Genomic DNA, 17,666 nt, shown 5'->3' with positions numbered 1-17,666 from the left:
TCCTGGAATGACAAAGCGAAACTTACTGGTGAGTAATAACAGCGATCACGGCAATCGTTGCCGCATCACCAACGCCGAACCGAGCCCGGCCGAGATGCACAGGACACCGAGGATCAACCAGGGTCGCGATGCGTCCCCGCGGGTGATCTCGAAGCCGATTTGCTCCTCCAGGGTGTCGTAGACGTCTCGGAGGCCCTCGAGCGAGGAGGCCGTGAAGAAACTTCCCCCGGACAGAGTCGCGATCTCGCGCAACGACGGGTCGTCGACCGGAACGGGCACGCGCTCGACCCCGCCTCCACCTTCGTCTTCGATCTCGACCGACCCGTAGCTGGTGCCGAACGAGATCGTCGAGATCGGCACGCCCTTGTCCTTGGCTGCGCGCGCTGCGGTGTAGCCGCCTCGTGGATCGTCGAGGTTCTGGGGAACGGTTTGCTTACCGTCGGAGAGCAGCACGATGCGGGCCGGCGGTGCCGCGTCGCCACCCCCGAGGATCGCGCCGAGAGTGTCGATCGACTGCAGCGAGGTGAAGATTGCTTCACCGGTGGCCGTACGCTCGCTGAGCTGCAGTTTGTCGATTGCCGACTTGGTGGCGTCGCGGTTGGCCGTGGGTGAGACCAATACCGAGGCAGTGCCGGCGAATGCGACGAGACCGAGGTTGATGCCGGGTGTGAGGCCATCGGCGAACGACTTCGCTGCTTCTTGGGCCGCAGCCAGCCGAGTGGGTTCGACGTCCGTCGCTTCCATGGACAGCGACACATCGATGACGAGCATGACCGTCGCGCGGTTGCGTGGAACACGTTGATCGGCAGTGGGGCCGGCCAACGCGACGGTCAGGAACATCAGCCCGACCAGTACCAGTGCGGTCGGGAGATGACGCAGACGATTGGGCCGGTTCGGCGCGACCGACTCGAGCAACTCCATGTTGGAGAAACGCAGCACGTGCTTCTGCTTGCGGCGTTGAATCCAGACGTACCCCGCCGTCAGGGCGAGGACGACGACGAGAAACGCAAGCCACCACGGCGCAGAGAAATCGGTGAGGCTCATCGCGAACCTGCCCTCGCGGTATTGGTGAAACCGGAGCCGATGGTGTGCCTGCGAGCAGTGACGAAGCGGACGACATCGGCGATCCAGTCACCGTCGGTGCGCAGAGTCAAACGCGGTGCCCCGCATCGGCGCAACGCTTTCTCCACGTCGTCGCGGTGTGCTGCGGCTGCTCGCGCGAAGTCGGCGCGGAGCCTGGGCGTCGCGGCGAACTCCCGAGTGCGGCCGGACTCCGGGTCGTGCAGAACCACGTCTCCCACATCCGGAAGTTCGAGGTCTCGCGGATCGAGTACCTCGACGGCCAGTACGTCGTGTCTGGCAGAGATCGCCCGCAGTGATCGCTCCCAGTCGATCGGGCCGAGGAAGTCGCTGATCACCACGGCGAGACCGCGACGGCGTTCGGGACGCCGCAGCGCCTCGACGGCGTCGCGAAGATCTCCTCGGACGCCGTCCGCGGCGGACGGTGTCGTAGCGATCGTCCGCAGCATCGACTGGCTGTGCACCCGCCCACCGCGCGCTGGGATTCGCGTCGTCGTCGCGCCGGTGGCCACGACAGCTCCGATGCGATTACCACCGCCGCCGGTCAGGTGGGTGATGGCGGCCGAGGCCGCGACCGCGAGATCGCGCTTCTCGCACCCCGCGGTTCCGAAGTCGAGGCTGGCCGACAGATCGACGACAAGCCACGTTTCCAGTTCGCGATCGGCCACAGACTGCCGCACGTGTGGGTGTGTCGTCCGGGCAGTGACCGACCAGTCCATCTGCCGAACGTCGTCACCGGGCTGATACTCGCGCGCGTCCCCCGGTTCGGATCCCGGGCCGGGTATCAGGCCGAGGTGGTCGCCGTGCAGAACGCCGTCGAGACGCCTACGTACCGTTATCTCGAGCGTGCGCAGCGCAGCGGCCAGCTTCGGATCACGCAGTTCGCCGGACCGAAACGACGGGGGCCGTGAGACCGCACCTCGGCCGGCTCTGTCGGCTGCGCTCACTGACCCGGCGAACCGGTCGACGATGCATCACCCGACGGCTTGTGCAGCGACGGAGCGGGTTCGCCGGCCGGACCGCCCGGTGGGCGCTGCTCGGGTCCGGGCTGGGGTGCCGAGCCGGGCCCTTGCCCGGGGAACTGCGGCTGACCCGGGTACTGCCCCTGGGTCGGGCTCTGTCCCTGCCCCGGATTCTGTCCCTGCCCCGGGTACTGCCCCTGGGCCGGATACGGTCCCTGAGCCGGATACTGCGGCCCCGCTCCCGGGAACTGCGGTGTGCCCTGTCGGCCACCGAAGGGCTGACCGGGTGCGGTGCCGTTCTCCTGCGACATCGGAACCGCCTGCGGCGACACCTGCGGTAGTCCGACGGTCTGCAGAATGCGGGAGATCACGGTCTCGGGCGTCACTTCGTCGGCGAGGGCATCGTAGGAGAGCACCAGCCGATGCCGGAGCACGTCGGGAATCACCTCGAGCACGTCCTGAGGAACGACGTAGTCGCGGCCTCGCAGCAGGGCGAGGGCGCGGGACGCAGCGATGATGCCGAGGGTGGCACGCGGGGAGGCCCCGTATGCGATCCAGCTGCCGACATCGTCCAACCCGAACTGTTCGGGCGTGCGGGTGGCGGCGATGACCCGAACCACGTAGTCGACGAGCGCGTGGTGCACGAACACCGAACTGGCCAGGTTCTGCAGACGGACCAACTCGACAGGGTCGAGTATCTGCTTGGGCTCGGGGGCCTTGATCCCCATGCGGTAGACGATCTCGCGTTCTTCTTCCACCGTCGGATAGTCGACGACGATCTTGAACAGGAAGCGGTCGCGCTGGGCTTCCGGGAGCGGGTACACGCCTTCGTTCTCGATGGGGTTCTGCGTCGCCATCACCAGGAAAGGATCGGGCATGGGGAACGTCCTGCCACCGATGGTCACGTGCCGCTCGGCCATGACTTCGAGCAGCGCCGACTGGACCTTCGCCGGTGCTCGGTTGATCTCGTCGGCAAGGACGAAGTTCGCGACGACCGGGCCGAGTTCGGTGTCGAACTCTTCGCGGCCCTGACGGTAGATGCGGGTTCCGACCAGGTCGGTGGGTACCAGGTCCGGGGTGAACTGGACGCGGGAGAACGAGCCACCGACCACGCGGGCGAACGTCTCCACTGCGAGGGTCTTCGCCACGCCGGGAACGCCTTCCAGCAGCACGTGCCCACGGGCCAACAAGCCGACCAGAATGCGCTCGACCAGACGATCCTGACCGACGATCACCCTTTTGACCTCGTACACGGCCTTCTCGAGAAGCCGAACGTCGTCGGCGAGATCGGGACTGTCCACCCGCTCCGGCTCCCCACCCTGCGGATTCGGACTCGAAGACCCGATCTGTGTCGGCTCCTCGTCGTTCGAAATCCGGCCGTCACGTGATGTCACCAAGAATTCACCGCTTTCAGTCGATCATCGTCGGGCACGTTCCATACCGCCGAGATCAACTATTCCAGGTGATGCTCGCGCGCGCCGAAACCCACCCCTGACCCGCGCGCCGGAGTGGAGCCTGCGGGACGACGCAGAAGTACCGAACAGCGACCTCGGGAGCGACAGCGAACTCAGGACACCATGCGCACGGCGTACGGCGTCATACCGCTGTATCTGACGTCGGAGACCTTGACCACCGATCCGGATTGCGGAGCCTCGAGCATCTTCCCGTCGCCGAGGTAGAGCGCGACGTGCTGACTGGCGTTCGGTCCGTAGAAGATCATGTCGCCACGCTTCATCTGCGACGACGGAACCTGCTTGCCTGCCGTGTACTGGTAGCCGGTGTAGTGGGGCAGAGAGATACCCAGACCTGCGAATGCGTAGATCATGAGGCCGGAGCAGTCGAAGCCGACCTTGTTGTAGTCGCCGTAACTGTCTGCGACTCCGCCGTCTCGGATTCCCTTGGTCGGCCCGTTCTCGTCGCCGCCGCCCCAGGAATACGGAACACCGAGCTGGCTCATCCCGCGGTCGATCGCCAATTCCACGGCAGCACTGCCCGTCACCGACGGTGTAGTCGAGGGCTTGGGCTTGCTGGGAGTGGGCTTGCTGGGTGTGGGCTGGGTCGGAGTCGTGGTTCCGCTCGAACTGTCGGAGTCGGTGGACGAACTCGAGTCGTCGTCGACATCGACGTGCGAGCGTTGGCCCTCGGCGATCGCAGCGGCTCGCTGTTGTGCGGCCAGGTTGGCCGACACCCGGGCCGCCGCCTGAACCGCGGCCTCACGAGCGGCAGCTGCGGCTGCTGCTACTGCTGCGTCCTCTGCTGCCTTCTGCGCCTCCCAGTCGCTGTATGCGGCTCGTTGACCCTGGAGGCCGGCCACATTGCTTCGGGCTGCGTCGAGCTCGGTCTGAGCGGCGTCTCGCTGGGACTCGATGGCGGCTTTCTGATCGGCCTCGGCTTGCAACGCTGCCTGCGCTGCAGCGATGGCCTGCTCGGCCTCGGCTTTCTTCGATTCGGCTTCGGACGCTGCCGCGTCCGCCTGCTGCTTGGATTCGCGGGCGGCCGAGTCCCGGTTCGCCTGCTCGGTTCGGGCCCGCTGGAGCCCGTCGAGCACGGCATTCTGGCTGTTCGACAGCACCTTCAGAACCTGGGCGCGGTCGAGAACGTCGTCCGGTCCGCTCGAACCGAGGAACGACGCCATCGAGGCGACGCCCGAGCCCTGGGTGTAGCTCGATTTGGCGAATTCGTCGAATTTGCGCTGGGCTGCCTGAATCTGTGTGCCTGCATCGGCGAGCGCCTGCTGCGCTGCTCCTACGACTGCTGCGGCCACGTCGGCGGCGTCCCGGGCGTTCTGCAGGTCGACCAGGGCTTTGTTGACGCCTTCTCGCTTCACGGCGACCTCGTCGTCGAGCTGTGCGAGTTGTTGGTTGGCGGATGCGATCGCGTCGATCAGCTGTCCGACCTGCCCCAGGCGTGAGTCGACGGCGCTGCCGGCCGCGGCGATGTCGGTATCGGACGGGTTGGGCGGGGGCGGCGGTACGGCGGCGGCGACCCCGGGCATGGTCGCCGTCAGCGCGAAAACCAGACCGGCACCTGCCAGTACGAATCGGGTACGGACGAGCGCTCTGCGGCGCGTGCCGCGAACTGGACGTCGGCTCACAAATGTCTCCCTCGGGTCCGGCATTCACTCGGGTCCCGAGAGGACCGTCGTGCCGTCGAGGCGTTCCCCGTTCCCACCCCGATCGCAGGTGACGGTGAACATGTTCGCCGGGCGGGAAAGTGGCGCGCAGCGACACGACAGGTGCGAACCACGTCAGTCACACCCGAAGCAGTGGCCTCCCGAGTTCCCCACGGATGACACCTGCCTTCTGCGACACTCCTTCCCCAGCAGTGCCAATGGCACCGTACGACACTTCGCACACTAAAGAAACTCCAGTCACAAATGACACATTTGTAATTCCACCAGGCACAATGCCGTGAACTCGGTGTTTGCCCGAAACAATTTTTCGGACTTTTTCCGGACCGACGTCCGGTGGCGTAATCGCGCGTCGGTGTCGGTCGGTCGAATGACGAATGTGCGCGCTACGTCAGCGCTCGACGGGCTGCGCTTCGTGCGGGTCGGCAGTGGCCGACCGCGCGCGGTATCGCCGGACCTTCACAGCTGCTGTCAACGCGGCCACCGCGGCGACGATCACCACCAACCCACCCGTCAGCAAGCCCCACGGAGTCTGGTCCTCGACGAGGGTGTCGACGAAGTTGTCGGCGGCGACGACGTGATTTCCGGTGTACGTGCGATCCTGCCCGGCTTCGAGTGTTACTCGGCTGATCGAGTCGCTGAACGTTCCGACCTGCCCCGGGCTCAGCACCAACACCGTTCCGCCCTCGCGGGCACCGACCGCAGTGGCGAGGTCGCGTAGCTGCGAATCGTGACGCGGTTCGTCGGGGACGATCACGATGCTCAGATCGATTCCGTGGTCCTCGGCTCGGTTCACGGCGGCAGTCAGTCCGTCCTGCTCTGCCGCAGGAGCACTGACTCCCGACTCGCGGACCGTGGCGACGATGCTGTCGACGTCCAGACCTGCCGGGATATCGGTGGCAAGTGGGGAAACAGCGTGGATCGGCTCAGTCATCTCTCGTCCAGTCGGTAGGAACCAGTCGCGTGGAACCCTACGTCACGGTGCCGTCGATTCTCGGGAGGCAGGTATGCCCGACGCGGCAACTGAGGCCGCCCTTCATTGCGTCGCACGAAGCACTACGTGAGGATTGTGACGTGGGTCGTTCTCTCGGTGTCCACCGCGAAACGGACCCGCGCGTTTTCACAGGACAAGCGTACTGTTAGACTTCCATCGAGACACTGCCCGAGGGTCCGCAAGCAATCCGCACGCCGGATGCCCTGCCGAGACACACGGTCAGCGCCTCGCTTCAACCGTCGACACAGCCCCGTCGGCGGTGTGCCTCATAGACGAGTGGAGCTGAAGTGACCGCAAGTAACAATTCATTCGGTGCAAAGGGCACCCTCGAAGTCGGAGAGAACTCGTACGAGATCTTTCGGCTGTCGGCCTTGCCCGGTGCCGAGAAACTGCCCTATGCACTGAAGGTCCTCGCGGAGAACCTCCTTCGCACCGAGGACGGTGCCAACATCACCGCCGACCATATTCGCTCGATCGCGTCGTGGGACCCCTCGGCCGACCCGAGTATCGAAATCCAGTTCACCCCTGCGCGAGTCATCATGCAGGACTTCACCGGCGTTCCGTGTGTCGTGGACCTCGCCACCATGCGTGAGGCCGTGACCACCCTCGGCGGCGACCCCAACAAGGTCAACCCCCTCTCCCCCGCCGACATGGTCATCGACCACTCGGTCATCCTCGACGTGTTCGGCCGCGCCGACGCACTCGAGCGCAACGTCGACCTCGAATACGAGCGCAACGGCGAGCGTTACCAGTTCCTGCGTTGGGGCCAGGGCGCGTTCGACGATTTCAAGGTCGTCCCACCCGGCATGGGCATCGTGCACCAGGTCAACATCGAGTACCTGGCACCGACCGTCATGACCCGTAAGGGCCAGGCGTACCCCGACACCTGCGTCGGAACCGACTCGCACACGACGATGGTCAACGGCCTCGGCGTGCTCGGCTGGGGCGTCGGCGGAATCGAAGCCGAAGCTGCCATGCTCGGCCAGCCCGTGTCGATGCTGATCCCGCGTGTAGTCGGCTTCAAGCTCTCGGGCGAGATTCAGCCGGGCGTCACGGCCACCGACGTCGTTCTGACCGCCACCGAGATGCTGCGTAAGCACGGCGTCGTCGGAAAGTTCGTCGAGTTCTACGGCGAAGGTGTGGCCGAGGTTCCCCTCGCCAACCGCGCCACCCTCGGCAACATGAGTCCCGAATTCGGCTCCACCGCAGCCATTTTCCCGATCGACGAAGAGACGATCAACTACCTGCGCCTCACCGGCCGCAGCGACGAGCAGCTCGCTCTCGTCGAGGCGTACGCCAAGGAACAGGGCATGTGGCACGACCCGAAGAACGAAGCCGTGTACTCCGAGTACATCGAGCTCGACCTCAACACGGTCGTCCCGTCCATCGCAGGCCCGAAGCGCCCACAGGACCGAATCCTGTTGTCCGAGTCCAAGGTTGCGTTCCGCAAGGACATCCACAACTACGTGGAGGAGAACCACCCGGCGCACGAGGGTGACAGCAAGCTGGACGAGGCCCTCAACGAGTCGTTCCCGGCCAGCGATCCCGCGTCGCTGAGCTTCGCGGAAGACGATGCAGTCGACGTGCGGTCCGCCGCATACGGCTCCGAAGGTCGCCCGAGCAAGCCGGTTCGTGTCATCACCGACGAAGCAGGCGAATTCGTTCTCGACCATGGCGCCGTCGTGGTGGCAGGTATCACCTCCTGCACCAACACCTCCAACCCGTCGGTCATGCTGGGCGCAGCACTGCTCGCTCGCAACGCCGTCGAAAAGGGCCTGTCCACCAAGCCGTGGGTCAAGACCAACATGGCACCCGGTTCGCAGGTCGTGACCGACTACTACGAGAAGGCCGGCCTGTGGCCGTACCTCGAGAAGCTCGGATACTTCCTGGGCGGCTACGGCTGCACCACGTGCATCGGTAACACGGGCCCGTTGCTCGAGCCGATCTCGAAGGCGATCAACGACAACGATCTTTCGGTGACCGCCGTGCTGTCGGGCAACCGCAACTTCGAGGGTCGCATCTCCCCCGACGTCAAGATGAACTACCTGGCCTCTCCGCCGCTGGTCATCGCTTACGGCCTCGCGGGCACGATGGACTTCGACTTCGAGACCGACGCGCTCGGTAACGACCACGAGGGCAACCCGGTGTACCTCAAGGACATCTGGCCGTCGTCGCAGGAGATCGAGGACACGATCAAGTCCTCGATCAGCCGGGACATGTTCAGCAAGTCCTACGAGACGATCTTCGCCGGTGACAGCCGCTGGCAGAACCTGTCGACCCCCGAGGGCGACACGTTCGAGTGGGATCCCAACTCGACGTACGTGCGTAAGCCTCCGTACTTCGACGGTATGACGATGGACCCGGCTCCGGTCGAGGACATCAAGGGTGCCCGCGTGCTGGCCCTGCTCGGCGATTCGGTCACCACCGACCACATCAGCCCGGCAGGACCCATCAAGGCCGGTACGCCTGCCGCTCAGTACCTCGATTCGCACGGCGTGGAGCGCAAGGATTACAACTCGCTCGGATCGCGTCGCGGCAACCACGAGGTCATGATTCGCGGAACGTTCGCGAACATCCGTCTGAAGAACCAGCTGCTCGACGACGTCTCGGGTGGCTACACCCGCGACTTCACCCAGGACGGTGGCCCGCAGTCGTTCATCTACGATGCGTCGCAGAACTACCAGAAGGCCGGCATCCCGCTGGTCGTGCTGGGCGGCAAGGAGTACGGCTCCGGAAGCTCCCGTGACTGGGCGGCCAAGGGCACCTCGCTCCTGGGCGTCAAGGCGGTCATCACCGAGTCGTTCGAGCGCATCCACCGCTCGAACCTCATCGGCATGGGCGTCGTTCCGCTGCAGTTCCCGGCAGGCGAGAGCGCAGCGTCGCTCAAGCTCGACGGCACCGAGACGTTCGACATCATCGGCGTCGAGAAGCTGAACGAGGGCACCACCCCGAAGACGATGGCGGTGACCGCGACCAAGGAAGACGGAACCAAGGTCGAGTTCGACGCCGTGGTCCGTATCGATACCCCCGGTGAAGCGGACTACTACCGCAACGGCGGAATCCTGCAGTACGTCCTGCGCAACATGATCAGAGGCTAGTCACACGGCACTGTAGACAGACGCCACGCACAGCGATGGGCCCGGAACTCGATACGTGTTTCGGGCCCATCGCCGTATCGGTACGGGCCCCTTCATCGGAAAGTAGGAGTTTCACACGTGCCCAAGGTCAGTGAAGACCACCTGGCGGCCCGCCGCAGCGAGATTCTCGACGGTGCGCGTAAATGCTTCGGAGAGTTCGGCTACGAGGGCGCGACCGTGCGACGCCTCGAGGAGGCGACGGGCCTCTCCCGCGGAGCCATCTTCCACCACTTCAAGGACAAGGACGGTCTCTTCCTCGCGTTGGCGCAGGAGGACGCCCGGCGCATGGCAGAAGTCGCTGCGACGCAGGGTCTGGTTCAGGTGATGCGAGACATGCTGGCTCAGCCGGAGCAGTTCGAGTGGCTCGGAACGCGGCTCGAGATCACCCGACGACTACGAACCGACGCCGACTTCCGAACCAGCTGGGCGGAGCGTTCGGCCGAACTGACCGACGCGACACTCGGCCGACTCGAGCGCCAGAAGACGGCAGGAAAACTACGGGACGACGTGCCGAACGATGTTCTGGCCGACTACCTGGACCTCGTTCTCGACGGTCTGGTCGCCAGAATCGCGTCGGGCAACGGCGGGTCGAACCTGTCGGCCATTCTGGATCTGGTCGAAGAATCGGTGCGCAGGCGCGACCCGGGTCAGGCCAGCTGAATCAGTTCCAGGTAGTCCTGCGACCAGTGGTCCTCGGTGCCGTCGGGAAGGAGGATGACTCGTTCTGGTGAGAGCGCCTCGGCGGCACCCGGATCGTGAGTCACCAGCACGACGGCGCCCTTGTAACTGCGCAGTGCGTCGAGAACCTGCTCACGTGAGATCGGATCGAGGTTGTTGGTCGGTTCGTCGAGCAGCAGCACGTTCGCAGCCGAAGACACCAGCCCGGCCAGCGCCAGACGCGTCTTCTCACCGCCGGACAGTGTTCCTGCCGGCTGTTCGAGCTGGGGTCCGGTGAACATGAAGGCACCGAGTAGCGATCTGAGCTCCTGCTCGCCGGTGTCGGGTGCCGCATGCCGGATGTTCTCCCACACCGACGCCATGTCGTCGAGGGTGTCGTGCTCCTGGGCGAAGTAACCCACGCGCATGCCGTGGCCGGGTTCGATCTCGCCGGTGTCGGCCTTCTCGGTTCCCGCGAGGATCCGAAGCAGCGTCGTCTTGCCCGCACCGTTGAGCCCGAGCACCACCACTCGACTTCCTCTGTCGATCGCCAGATCGACGCCGGCGAAGATCTCGAGCGACCCGTACATCTTGGTCAGGTTCTTGGCCATCAACGGTGTCTTGCCGCAAGGAGCAGGCTCAGGGAAGCGAATGTGCGCAACCTTGTCGGATACGCGCTCCGCATCGAGGTTGGCCATCAGCTTGTCTGCTCGCTTCGCCATGTTCTGTGCCGCAACGGCTTTGGTTGCCTTGGCACCCATCTTGGCGGCCTGGACGCGCAGCGCACCCGCCTTCTTCTCCGCGTTCGCGCGTTCGCGACGGCGCCGTTGCTCGTCCGTGGCGCGTGCGTCGAGGTACTTCTTCCAGTTCATGTTGTAGATGTCGGCCTCACCGCGCACGGCATCGAGGAACCACACCCTGTTCACGACATCACCGAGCAGTTCGACATCGTGACTGATCACGATGAGTCCGCCCTCGTGGTTCTGCAGGAAACTGCGCAACCAGGTGATGGAATCGGCGTCGAGGTGGTTGGTGGGCTCGTCGAGCAGCAATGTGGTGTTCGAGCGTCCGCCACTGCCGTCGGATGCGGCGAACAGAATGCGAGCGAGTTCGACGCGTCGACGTTGACCACCGGACAGGGTCCGCAGCGGTTGACCGAGGATGCGATCGGCCAAGCCGAGGCTGTTGCAGATGCGAGCCGCTTCGCTTTCGGCTTCGTAGCCGCCGAGCGACGCGAACCGCTCTTCCAGCTCGCCGTACTTACGGACGGCTTTGTCGAGCAATGTCTCGTCGGCAACCTCGGCCATCAGTGCCTGCTGCTTCTCCATACTGTGCAGGAGGGTGTCCAGCCCGCGGGCCGACAGCACCCGGTCCTTGGCCAGCACGTCCAGATCGCCCTCTTTGGGATCCTGCGGGAGATAGCCGAGGTCTCCGGTGCGTACGACCTCACCGGCATAGGGTTCGCCCTCGCCCGCCAGGATGCGCAGCGTGGTGGTTTTTCCGGCACCGTTGCGGCCGACCAGCCCGATGCGGTCACCTGCCTGCACGCGGAGCGCGGGCCCCTCGGTGGACAGAAGGGTCCGCACACCGGCACGAACTTCGAGGTCGGTGGCGGTGATCACGCGTGAGCTCCTAGCGATTGCCGAACAAGATGAGTGCTCGTCGACCGACGAGCGAGCAATGAAAGCGCCGTAGGTCGGCACAGCAAACCCCCATTTTAGCTCAGCATTCACGTGCCTCCACCCAGGAACGCAGGTGACCCCGGTAACGTCTGAGCGATGACCGACGTCACCGAAACGGCCACTGCCCGCCCAGCCCTGCCCCTCGACCTCACCGGACGGACCGCACTGGTCACCGGGGGCAGTCGAGGCATCGGCCGCGCGATCGCCGCAGAACTGCTCGCGCGCGGTGCCAACGTGGCCATCACTGCGCGTAAGCGGGAACCGCTGCTGGCCGTCGCGGCGGAACTCGGCGACTCCGTACTCGCGCTGGACGGTAACGCAGGCGACCCGGAACACCGGCGCACCGCAGTGGACCGCACCGTCGAGACCTTCGGTTCGCTGGACATCCTGGTCAACAACACCGGTATCAACCCCGTCTACGGCTCGCTGATGGATGCCGACCTCGTCGGTGTCAGCAAGATCTTCGACACCAACGTCGTCGGCACACTGGGTTTCGTGCAGAACGCGTTCCATGCGTGGATGGGAGAACACGGCGGTGCGGTCGTCAACATTGCCAGCGTTGCAGGCATCCGCTCCACCGGAGTCATCGCCGCGTACGGCGCATCCAAAGCTGCGTTGATTCGGCTCACCGAGGAGCTGGCATGGCAGCTCGGTCCGAGGATCCGCGTCAACGCGGTGGCGCCGGGCGTGGTGAAGACCAAGTTCGCCGAGGCGTTGTTCGCCGGCGGTGAAGAAGCAGCAGCGGCCGGCTACCCGATGAAGCGACTCGGTACCCCCGAGGACGTGGCATCGCTCGTCGCGTTCCTGGTCTCGGACGCGTCCTCGTGGATCACCGGCGAGACGGTGCGCGTCGACGGTGGCCTGCTCGCCACCGGCGGAATGTGAGCGACCTGTCGGCCGACGTCGCCGTGGTCGGGCTGGGACCGGCGGGTCGCGCGATCGCCCACCGCTGCGCGGCCGCGGGTATGGACGTTCTCGCACTCGATCCGCACCCGTCCAGAACCTGGACGCCGACCTACTCGGCATGGGCGGACGAATTGCCGTCATGGCTCTCGGAGTCCGCAATCGCCTCGACTGCACGCAGGCCCGCAGTGTGGACCGATCGGCATCGCGTCATCGACCGGACGTACTGCGTGCTCGACACTCATGCCCTGCAAGCCTCGCTGTCTCTCGACCTCGTACGAGTGCACGCGGGCACCGCCGTCGACGTCACCGGCACCCGCGTCACCACCGTCGACGGGACGGTCGTCACGGCTCGCCACGTCGTCGATGCGCGAGGGACGCTCGACTCGCGTGATCTGGCGCAACAGACCGCATACGGAATCGTTGTCGAGCGGGAACGCGCCGAGCCCATTCTGGAAGGCTCCGACGCTTGGTTCATGGATTGGCGTACCGACAACGGCGTACGACCCGGTGAAGTTCCGAGTTTTCTCTATGCCGTCGCACTCGACGACCACCGCGTTCTGCTCGAAGAAACGTGCCTGGTCGGCAGGCCTGCCCTCCACCTCGATGTACTCCGGACTCGTCTGCATCATCGTCTCGCCCGACGCGATCTCGTGCCGACCGGGACCGAGGACGTCGAGCGGGTGCGCTTTTCGGTCGAACCTCCGCCGCGCTCGCGGCTGCACACCCCACGAAGCGGTCCCGTCTTGTTCGGGTCGCGGTCGAATCTGATGCATCCGGCGACGGGATACAGCGTTGCCGCGTCGTTGGCTTCTGCCGATCACCTGGTCGACGGACTTCGCACCGGCAAGCCGGGGAGCCGACGTGCACTCCACACCTGGACGGTGCAGAAGCTACGCAATCTCGGTCTGCGCACTGCGTTGAGCCTCGAGCCGGAGATGGTTCCGCAGTTCTTCGCCAGCTTCTTCTCGCTGCCGGTCGAACTCCAACGCTCCTACCTGTCCGGTCACGACGACGCCATGGGGACCATGACCGCAATGCTGAGAATGTTCCCTACGCTTCCGGTCTCGGCCAGGCTCGCCATCGCGCGCACCGTCGTCCACGCTCCGAGACGCGGCTGAGTTTCTCGGCAACGGTCGACACACAGGCACCCGGTCGGCGATCATGAACACATGCGCAGCATTTGGAAAGGCTCGATCGCCTTCGGACTCGTCAACGTTCCGGTGAAGGTCTACTCGGCCACCGAGCAACACGACATCCGGTTTCATCAAGTGCACGCAAAGGACGGCGGACGAATCAAGTACGACCGCATCTGCCAGGAATGCGGAAAATCGGTCCAGTTCGCCGATATCGACAAGGCGTACGACTCGCCCGACGGCGAGCGCGTGATCCTCACCGACGACGACTTCGACAAACTCCCCGCTGCCGAGAAGCACGAGATCCCCGTTCTCGAATTCGTTCCGACCGAGCAGATCGATCCGATCCTCTACGACAAGAGTTACTTCCTGGAGCCCGACTCGTCGTCGCCCAAGGCGTATGTGCTGCTGCGAGAGACGCTGGAAGAAACCGAACGCACCGCGCTCGTCCATTTCACGCTGCGACAGAAGACGCGGCTGGCCGCCTTGAGAGTCCGTGACAACGTGCTGGTCATCCAGACTCTGCTGTGGCCGGACGAGGTACGAGCCGCAGAATTCCCGTCGCTCGACGACGCCCCGTCGGCGCGCCCGCAAGAAGTGAAGATGGCGACGTCGCTCGTCGAGAGCATGTCCTCGGAATTCGATCCGACGGAGTACACCGACGATTACCAGATCGAACTGCGCAAACTGATCGACGAGACACTGGCGAACGGTGGCGAGAAGGTCATCCACACCGAGGCCGAGTCACAGGACGACGGCGAGGACGCGGAGGTCGTGGATCTGGTCGCCGCCCTCCAGCGCAGCGTCGAGGCCGCGGGAAAGAACGCTAAGTCGGGGTCCGATTCGTCGACAACATCATCGTCGAAATCTTCGTCGTCGAAAACACCGGCCAAGAAGGCCGCTGCCAAGAAGACCACTGCGCGGAAGACCCCGGCAAAGAAGGCTCCGGCCAAGAAGGCCGCAGCGAAGAAGGCTGCCCCGTCGACCGACGAAGCGAAGGGTGCGTGACGGGGCAGCCGGAATGGACCGTCAGACGGTGAAGCCGAGGGCCCGAAGCTGCTCGCGTCCGTCGTCGGTGATCTTGTCGGGTCCCCACGGCGGCATCCAGACCCAGTTGATCTTGAGGTCGGCGGCGAGCCCACTGCGCACGAGCGCACCACGGGCCTGATCCTCGATGACGTCCGTCAACGGGCAGGCCGCCGACGTCAGTGTCATGTCGACGGTGACGATGTCCTCGGCGTCGATCTTGATGTCGTAGACCAAACCGAGATCGACGACGTTGATTCCCAGCTCGGGGTCGACGACGTCGCGCATCGCTTCTTCGAGGTCCTCGAGTACCTTGATCTCGTCGGCGGTGAGTTCCACCGGCGTCGTCGTCACAGCCGGTGTGGTCTCTGTTGCGTCGGTCATGATTGCTGTCCTCCGGAAAGTGCCGACTGGGCGGTCCCGCCCGTCGTAGCTGTCGTATCTGCGTCCACTACTTGAACAACCGCATCCTTGAAAGCCATCCAACCCAGCAAGGCGCATTTCACGCGAGCCGGATACTTGGCCACACCGGCGAACGCAATGCCGTCGCCGATGACGTCTTCGTCTCCCTCGACGGTACCTCTGCTGCCGACCATCTCGCTGAACGAATCCACGGTCTTCAGGGCGTCCTGAACTGACAAGCCGACCACCTGATCGGTCAGCACCGACGTGGAGGCTTGGCTGATCGAGCAACCCTGGCCGTCGTACGAGACGTCCGCAACGGTGCCGTTGTCGACGTGAACCCGCAGAGTCACCTCGTCGCCGCAGGTGGGATTGACGTGGTGCACCTCCGCACCGAACGGCTCGCGCAGTCCACGACCGTGCGGATGCTTGTAGTGATCGAGGATCACTTCCTGGTACATCTGTTCCATTCGCATCAGGCGTGTCCCTCCTCACCATTGCGGTCGGTGCCAAAGAACGATTGCGCGCGACGAATCGCGTTCGCGAGCACCTGCACTTCCTCGACCGTGTTGTACAACGCGAAGGACGCCCGCGCGGTCGCTGCCACTCCGAAGCGCCGATGCAGTGGCCACGCGCAATGATGACCGACGCGAATGGCGACGCCTTCGTCGTCGAGAATTTGCCCCAGGTCGTGTGCGTGGATACCGTCGACGACGAACGACACTGCCGAACCTCGATCGACGTTCTCCGTCGGGCCGATGACTCGAACGCCGTCGATCTTTGCGAACTCGGCGAGAGTGGCTGCGACCAAAGTCTTTTCGTGAGCTGCCACGGCGTCGATACCGATGTTGTCGAGGTACCGAACGGCGGCACCGAGCCCGATGACCTGCGACGTCATGGGCACACCGGCCTCGAAGCGTTGCGGCGGAGGCGCGAACGTCGTCTTCTCCATCGTGACTGTCTCGATCATCGATCCGCCGGTGATGAACGGCGGCATCGCATCGAGCAGCGCGGCCTTTCCGTACAACACTCCGACACCCGAGGGTCCCAGCATCTTGTGGCCGGAGAACGCTGCGTAGTCGACATCGAGGTCGTGGAAATCGACCTTCATATGGGGCACGGATTGGCACGCGTCGAGAACGACGAGCGCGCCGACAGCTCGGGCGCGACGCACCAACTCCTCGACGGGAGCGACGGCACCGGTCACGTTCGACTGGTGGGTGAACGCGACGACCTTCACCGCGGACGACAATTCCAGCGAGTCGAGGTCGATTCGACCGTCGTCGGTCACTCCGTACCACCGCAGAGTTGCGCCGGTACGGGCCGCAAGCTCTTGCCACGGAACGAGATTGGCGTGGTGTTCGAGTTCGGTGACGACGATCTCGTCACCGGGTCCGAGATGACGATCGAAGCGCTGATCGGCCAACACGTACGTCACGAGGTTGAGCGACTCGGTTGCGTTCTTGGTGAAGACGATCTCGTGGACGTCTGCACCGACGAACGCGGCGATATCCGCCCTGGCTCCCTCGTACGCGTCGGTGGCTTCCTCGGCCAGCTGATGCGCCCCGCGGTGCACCGCCGCGTTACAGGTGGTGAGGAACTCGCGTTCGGCGTCGAGTACCTGCACCGGCCGCTGCGAGGTTGCGCCGGAATCCAGATACACCAACGGCTTTCCGTCGCGGACGGTGCGCGAGAGGATAGGAAAATCGCGGCGAACGGTAGCGACATCGAACGATGTCGCTACCGCCACAGCTGCCGGTGCAGCCATACTCATGCTCCGGTGGTCGCGGCCTGCGTGTAGCCGGCGTAGCCGTTGGCCTCGAGCTCGTCGGCCAGCTCGGCACCGCCGGACTTGACGATCTCACCGTTGACGAAGACGTGCACGAAGTCGGGCTTGATGTAGCGAAGAATGCGGGTGTAGTGCGTGATCAGCAGCACTCCCCCGTCTTCACGCTCCTTGTACTTGTTCACGCCCTCGGACACCACTCGCAAAGCGTCGACGTCGAGGCCGGAATCGGTCTCGTCGAGAATGGCGATCTTCGGCTTGAGCAGTCCCAGCTGCAGGATCTCGTGACGCTTCTTCTCGCCGCCGGAGAAACCCTCGTTGACGTTGCGCTCGAGGAAGTTCGCCTCGATTTCGAGCTCGCTCATCGCGGTCTTTGCTTCCTTGACCCAGTGCCGCAGCTTGGGGGCTTCGCCGCGCACGGCGGTGGCGGCGGTGCGCAGGAAGTTCGACATCGACACTCCGGGCACCTCCACCGGGTACTGCATCGCCAGGAACAGACCTGCGCGGGCGCGCTCGTCGACGCTCATCTCGAGCACGTCTTCACCGTCGAGGGTGATGGTGCCGGAGGTGACGGTGTACTTCGGGTGGCCTGCAATGGCGTACGACAAGGTGGACTTGCCGGAGCCGTTGGGCCCCATGATCGCGTGCGTCTCGCCGGACTTCACGGTCAGGTCGACACCTTTGAGGATGTCGATCGGCTCGGCGGACGAGTCGGTGTTGGCGACGCTGACGTGCAGATCGCGGATTTCGAGTGTGGACATCAAAGTTCCT

General features: G+C 64.7%; 15 protein-coding genes. 5 read left to right on the top strand and 10 right to left on the bottom strand.

Translation table 11 applies throughout. The features are described 5' to 3' along the window. Positions 1-45: 45 nt before the first annotated feature. From CH262_RS08960 to CH262_RS08940, 5 genes are all read right to left on the bottom strand, one after another. A complete protein-coding gene (locus CH262_RS08960) occupies positions 46-1,044 on the bottom strand; it encodes a VWA domain-containing protein (protein ID WP_027497035.1) in 999 nt (332 codons plus the stop codon). Continuing rightward, positions 1,041-2,027: a DUF58 domain-containing protein gene (locus CH262_RS08955; protein ID WP_032365771.1), complete on the bottom strand. Its 987-nt coding sequence runs from the start codon at positions 2,025-2,027 to the stop codon at positions 1,041-1,043. The genes CH262_RS08960 and CH262_RS08955 overlap by 4 nt, the downstream gene beginning before the upstream one ends. After that, positions 2,024-3,388 carry an AAA family ATPase gene (locus tag CH262_RS08950; protein ID WP_373453775.1) on the bottom strand — a complete coding sequence of 455 codons (1,365 nt, stop codon included), beginning with the start codon at positions 3,386-3,388 and terminating at the stop codon, positions 2,024-2,026. Before CH262_RS08950 ends, CH262_RS08955 begins: the two co-directional genes overlap by 4 nt. Before the next feature lie 221 nt (positions 3,389-3,609). Continuing rightward, positions 3,610-5,160, bottom strand: a complete 1,551-nt coding sequence (locus CH262_RS08945; RefSeq protein WP_373453772.1) for an NlpC/P60 family protein — start codon at positions 5,158-5,160, stop codon at positions 3,610-3,612. A 403-nt stretch (positions 5,161-5,563) separates the two neighbouring features. Further along, complete coding sequence (locus CH262_RS08940) at positions 5,564-6,106, bottom strand: Rv1476 family membrane protein (protein ID WP_032372454.1); 543 nt, start codon at positions 6,104-6,106, stop codon at positions 5,564-5,566. A 347-nt stretch (positions 6,107-6,453) separates the two neighbouring features. On the opposite strand from CH262_RS08940, the gene CH262_RS08935 reads away from it, so the two are divergent. Both CH262_RS08935 and CH262_RS08930 read left to right on the top strand, forming a co-directional pair. Then, a complete protein-coding gene (locus tag CH262_RS08935) occupies positions 6,454-9,264 on the top strand; it encodes an aconitate hydratase (protein ID WP_027497032.1) in 2,811 nt (936 codons plus the stop codon). Positions 9,265-9,381: 117 nt separating this feature from the next. After that, positions 9,382-9,963: a TetR/AcrR family transcriptional regulator gene (locus tag CH262_RS08930; protein ID WP_027497031.1), complete on the top strand. Its 582-nt coding sequence runs from the start codon at positions 9,382-9,384 to the stop codon at positions 9,961-9,963. Here the strand turns inward: CH262_RS08930 and CH262_RS08925 are convergent. After that, complete coding sequence (locus tag CH262_RS08925; RefSeq protein ID WP_027497030.1) at positions 9,951-11,582, bottom strand: ABC-F family ATP-binding cassette domain-containing protein; 1,632 nt, start codon at positions 11,580-11,582, stop codon at positions 9,951-9,953. The genes CH262_RS08930 and CH262_RS08925 overlap by 13 nt on opposite strands. 156 nt (positions 11,583-11,738) lie before the next feature. Between CH262_RS08925 and CH262_RS08920 the strand changes: the two genes are divergently transcribed. From CH262_RS08920 to ku, 3 genes are read left to right on the top strand one after another with little or no spacing between them, the layout of a single operon-like run. Next, the gene (locus tag CH262_RS08920) at positions 11,739-12,527 is read left to right on the top strand and encodes an SDR family oxidoreductase (RefSeq protein WP_094717465.1); all 789 of its coding nucleotides are present in this window, start codon (positions 11,739-11,741) and stop codon (positions 12,525-12,527) included. After that, positions 12,524-13,666: a lycopene cyclase family protein gene (locus CH262_RS08915; protein ID WP_032391434.1), complete on the top strand. Its 1,143-nt coding sequence runs from the start codon at positions 12,524-12,526 to the stop codon at positions 13,664-13,666. The genes CH262_RS08920 and CH262_RS08915 overlap by 4 nt, the downstream gene beginning before the upstream one ends. A 51-nt stretch (positions 13,667-13,717) precedes the next feature. Beyond that, positions 13,718-14,689, top strand: a complete 972-nt coding sequence (ku, locus tag CH262_RS08910) for a non-homologous end joining protein Ku (RefSeq protein WP_027497027.1) — start codon at positions 13,718-13,720, stop codon at positions 14,687-14,689. Positions 14,690-14,710: 21 nt separating this feature from the next. Here ku and CH262_RS08905 read toward each other — a convergent pair whose 3' ends face one another. Genes CH262_RS08905 through sufC form a run of 4 tightly spaced genes read right to left on the bottom strand, consistent with a single transcriptional unit; the run spans position 14,711 to position 17,656 of the window. After that, entirely contained in the window at positions 14,711-15,091 is a 381-nt protein-coding gene (locus tag CH262_RS08905; protein ID WP_027497026.1) for a metal-sulfur cluster assembly factor, read from the bottom strand. Beyond that, positions 15,088-15,585, bottom strand: a complete 498-nt coding sequence (gene sufU / locus CH262_RS08900; protein ID WP_032372456.1) for a Fe-S cluster assembly sulfur transfer protein SufU — start codon at positions 15,583-15,585, stop codon at positions 15,088-15,090. The genes CH262_RS08905 and sufU overlap by 4 nt, the downstream gene beginning before the upstream one ends. Then, complete coding sequence (locus CH262_RS08895) at positions 15,585-16,877, bottom strand: cysteine desulfurase (protein WP_094717464.1); 1,293 nt, start codon at positions 16,875-16,877, stop codon at positions 15,585-15,587. The genes sufU and CH262_RS08895 overlap by 1 nt, the downstream gene beginning before the upstream one ends. A 2-nt stretch (positions 16,878-16,879) precedes the next feature. Next, positions 16,880-17,656 (bottom strand): Fe-S cluster assembly ATPase SufC, encoded by a 777-nt coding sequence (gene sufC / locus CH262_RS08890; protein WP_027497023.1) that lies wholly within the window; start codon positions 17,654-17,656, stop codon positions 16,880-16,882. Positions 17,657-17,666: the final 10 nt, after the last annotated feature.

Origin of the sequence: Rhodococcus sp. 05-2255-1e, from assembly GCF_002259025.1 — a bacterium.
Taxonomy (GTDB): Bacteria; Actinomycetota; Actinomycetes; order Mycobacteriales; family Mycobacteriaceae; genus Rhodococcoides; species Rhodococcoides fascians.
This window is presented reverse-complemented; position numbering and strand designations above follow the sequence as displayed.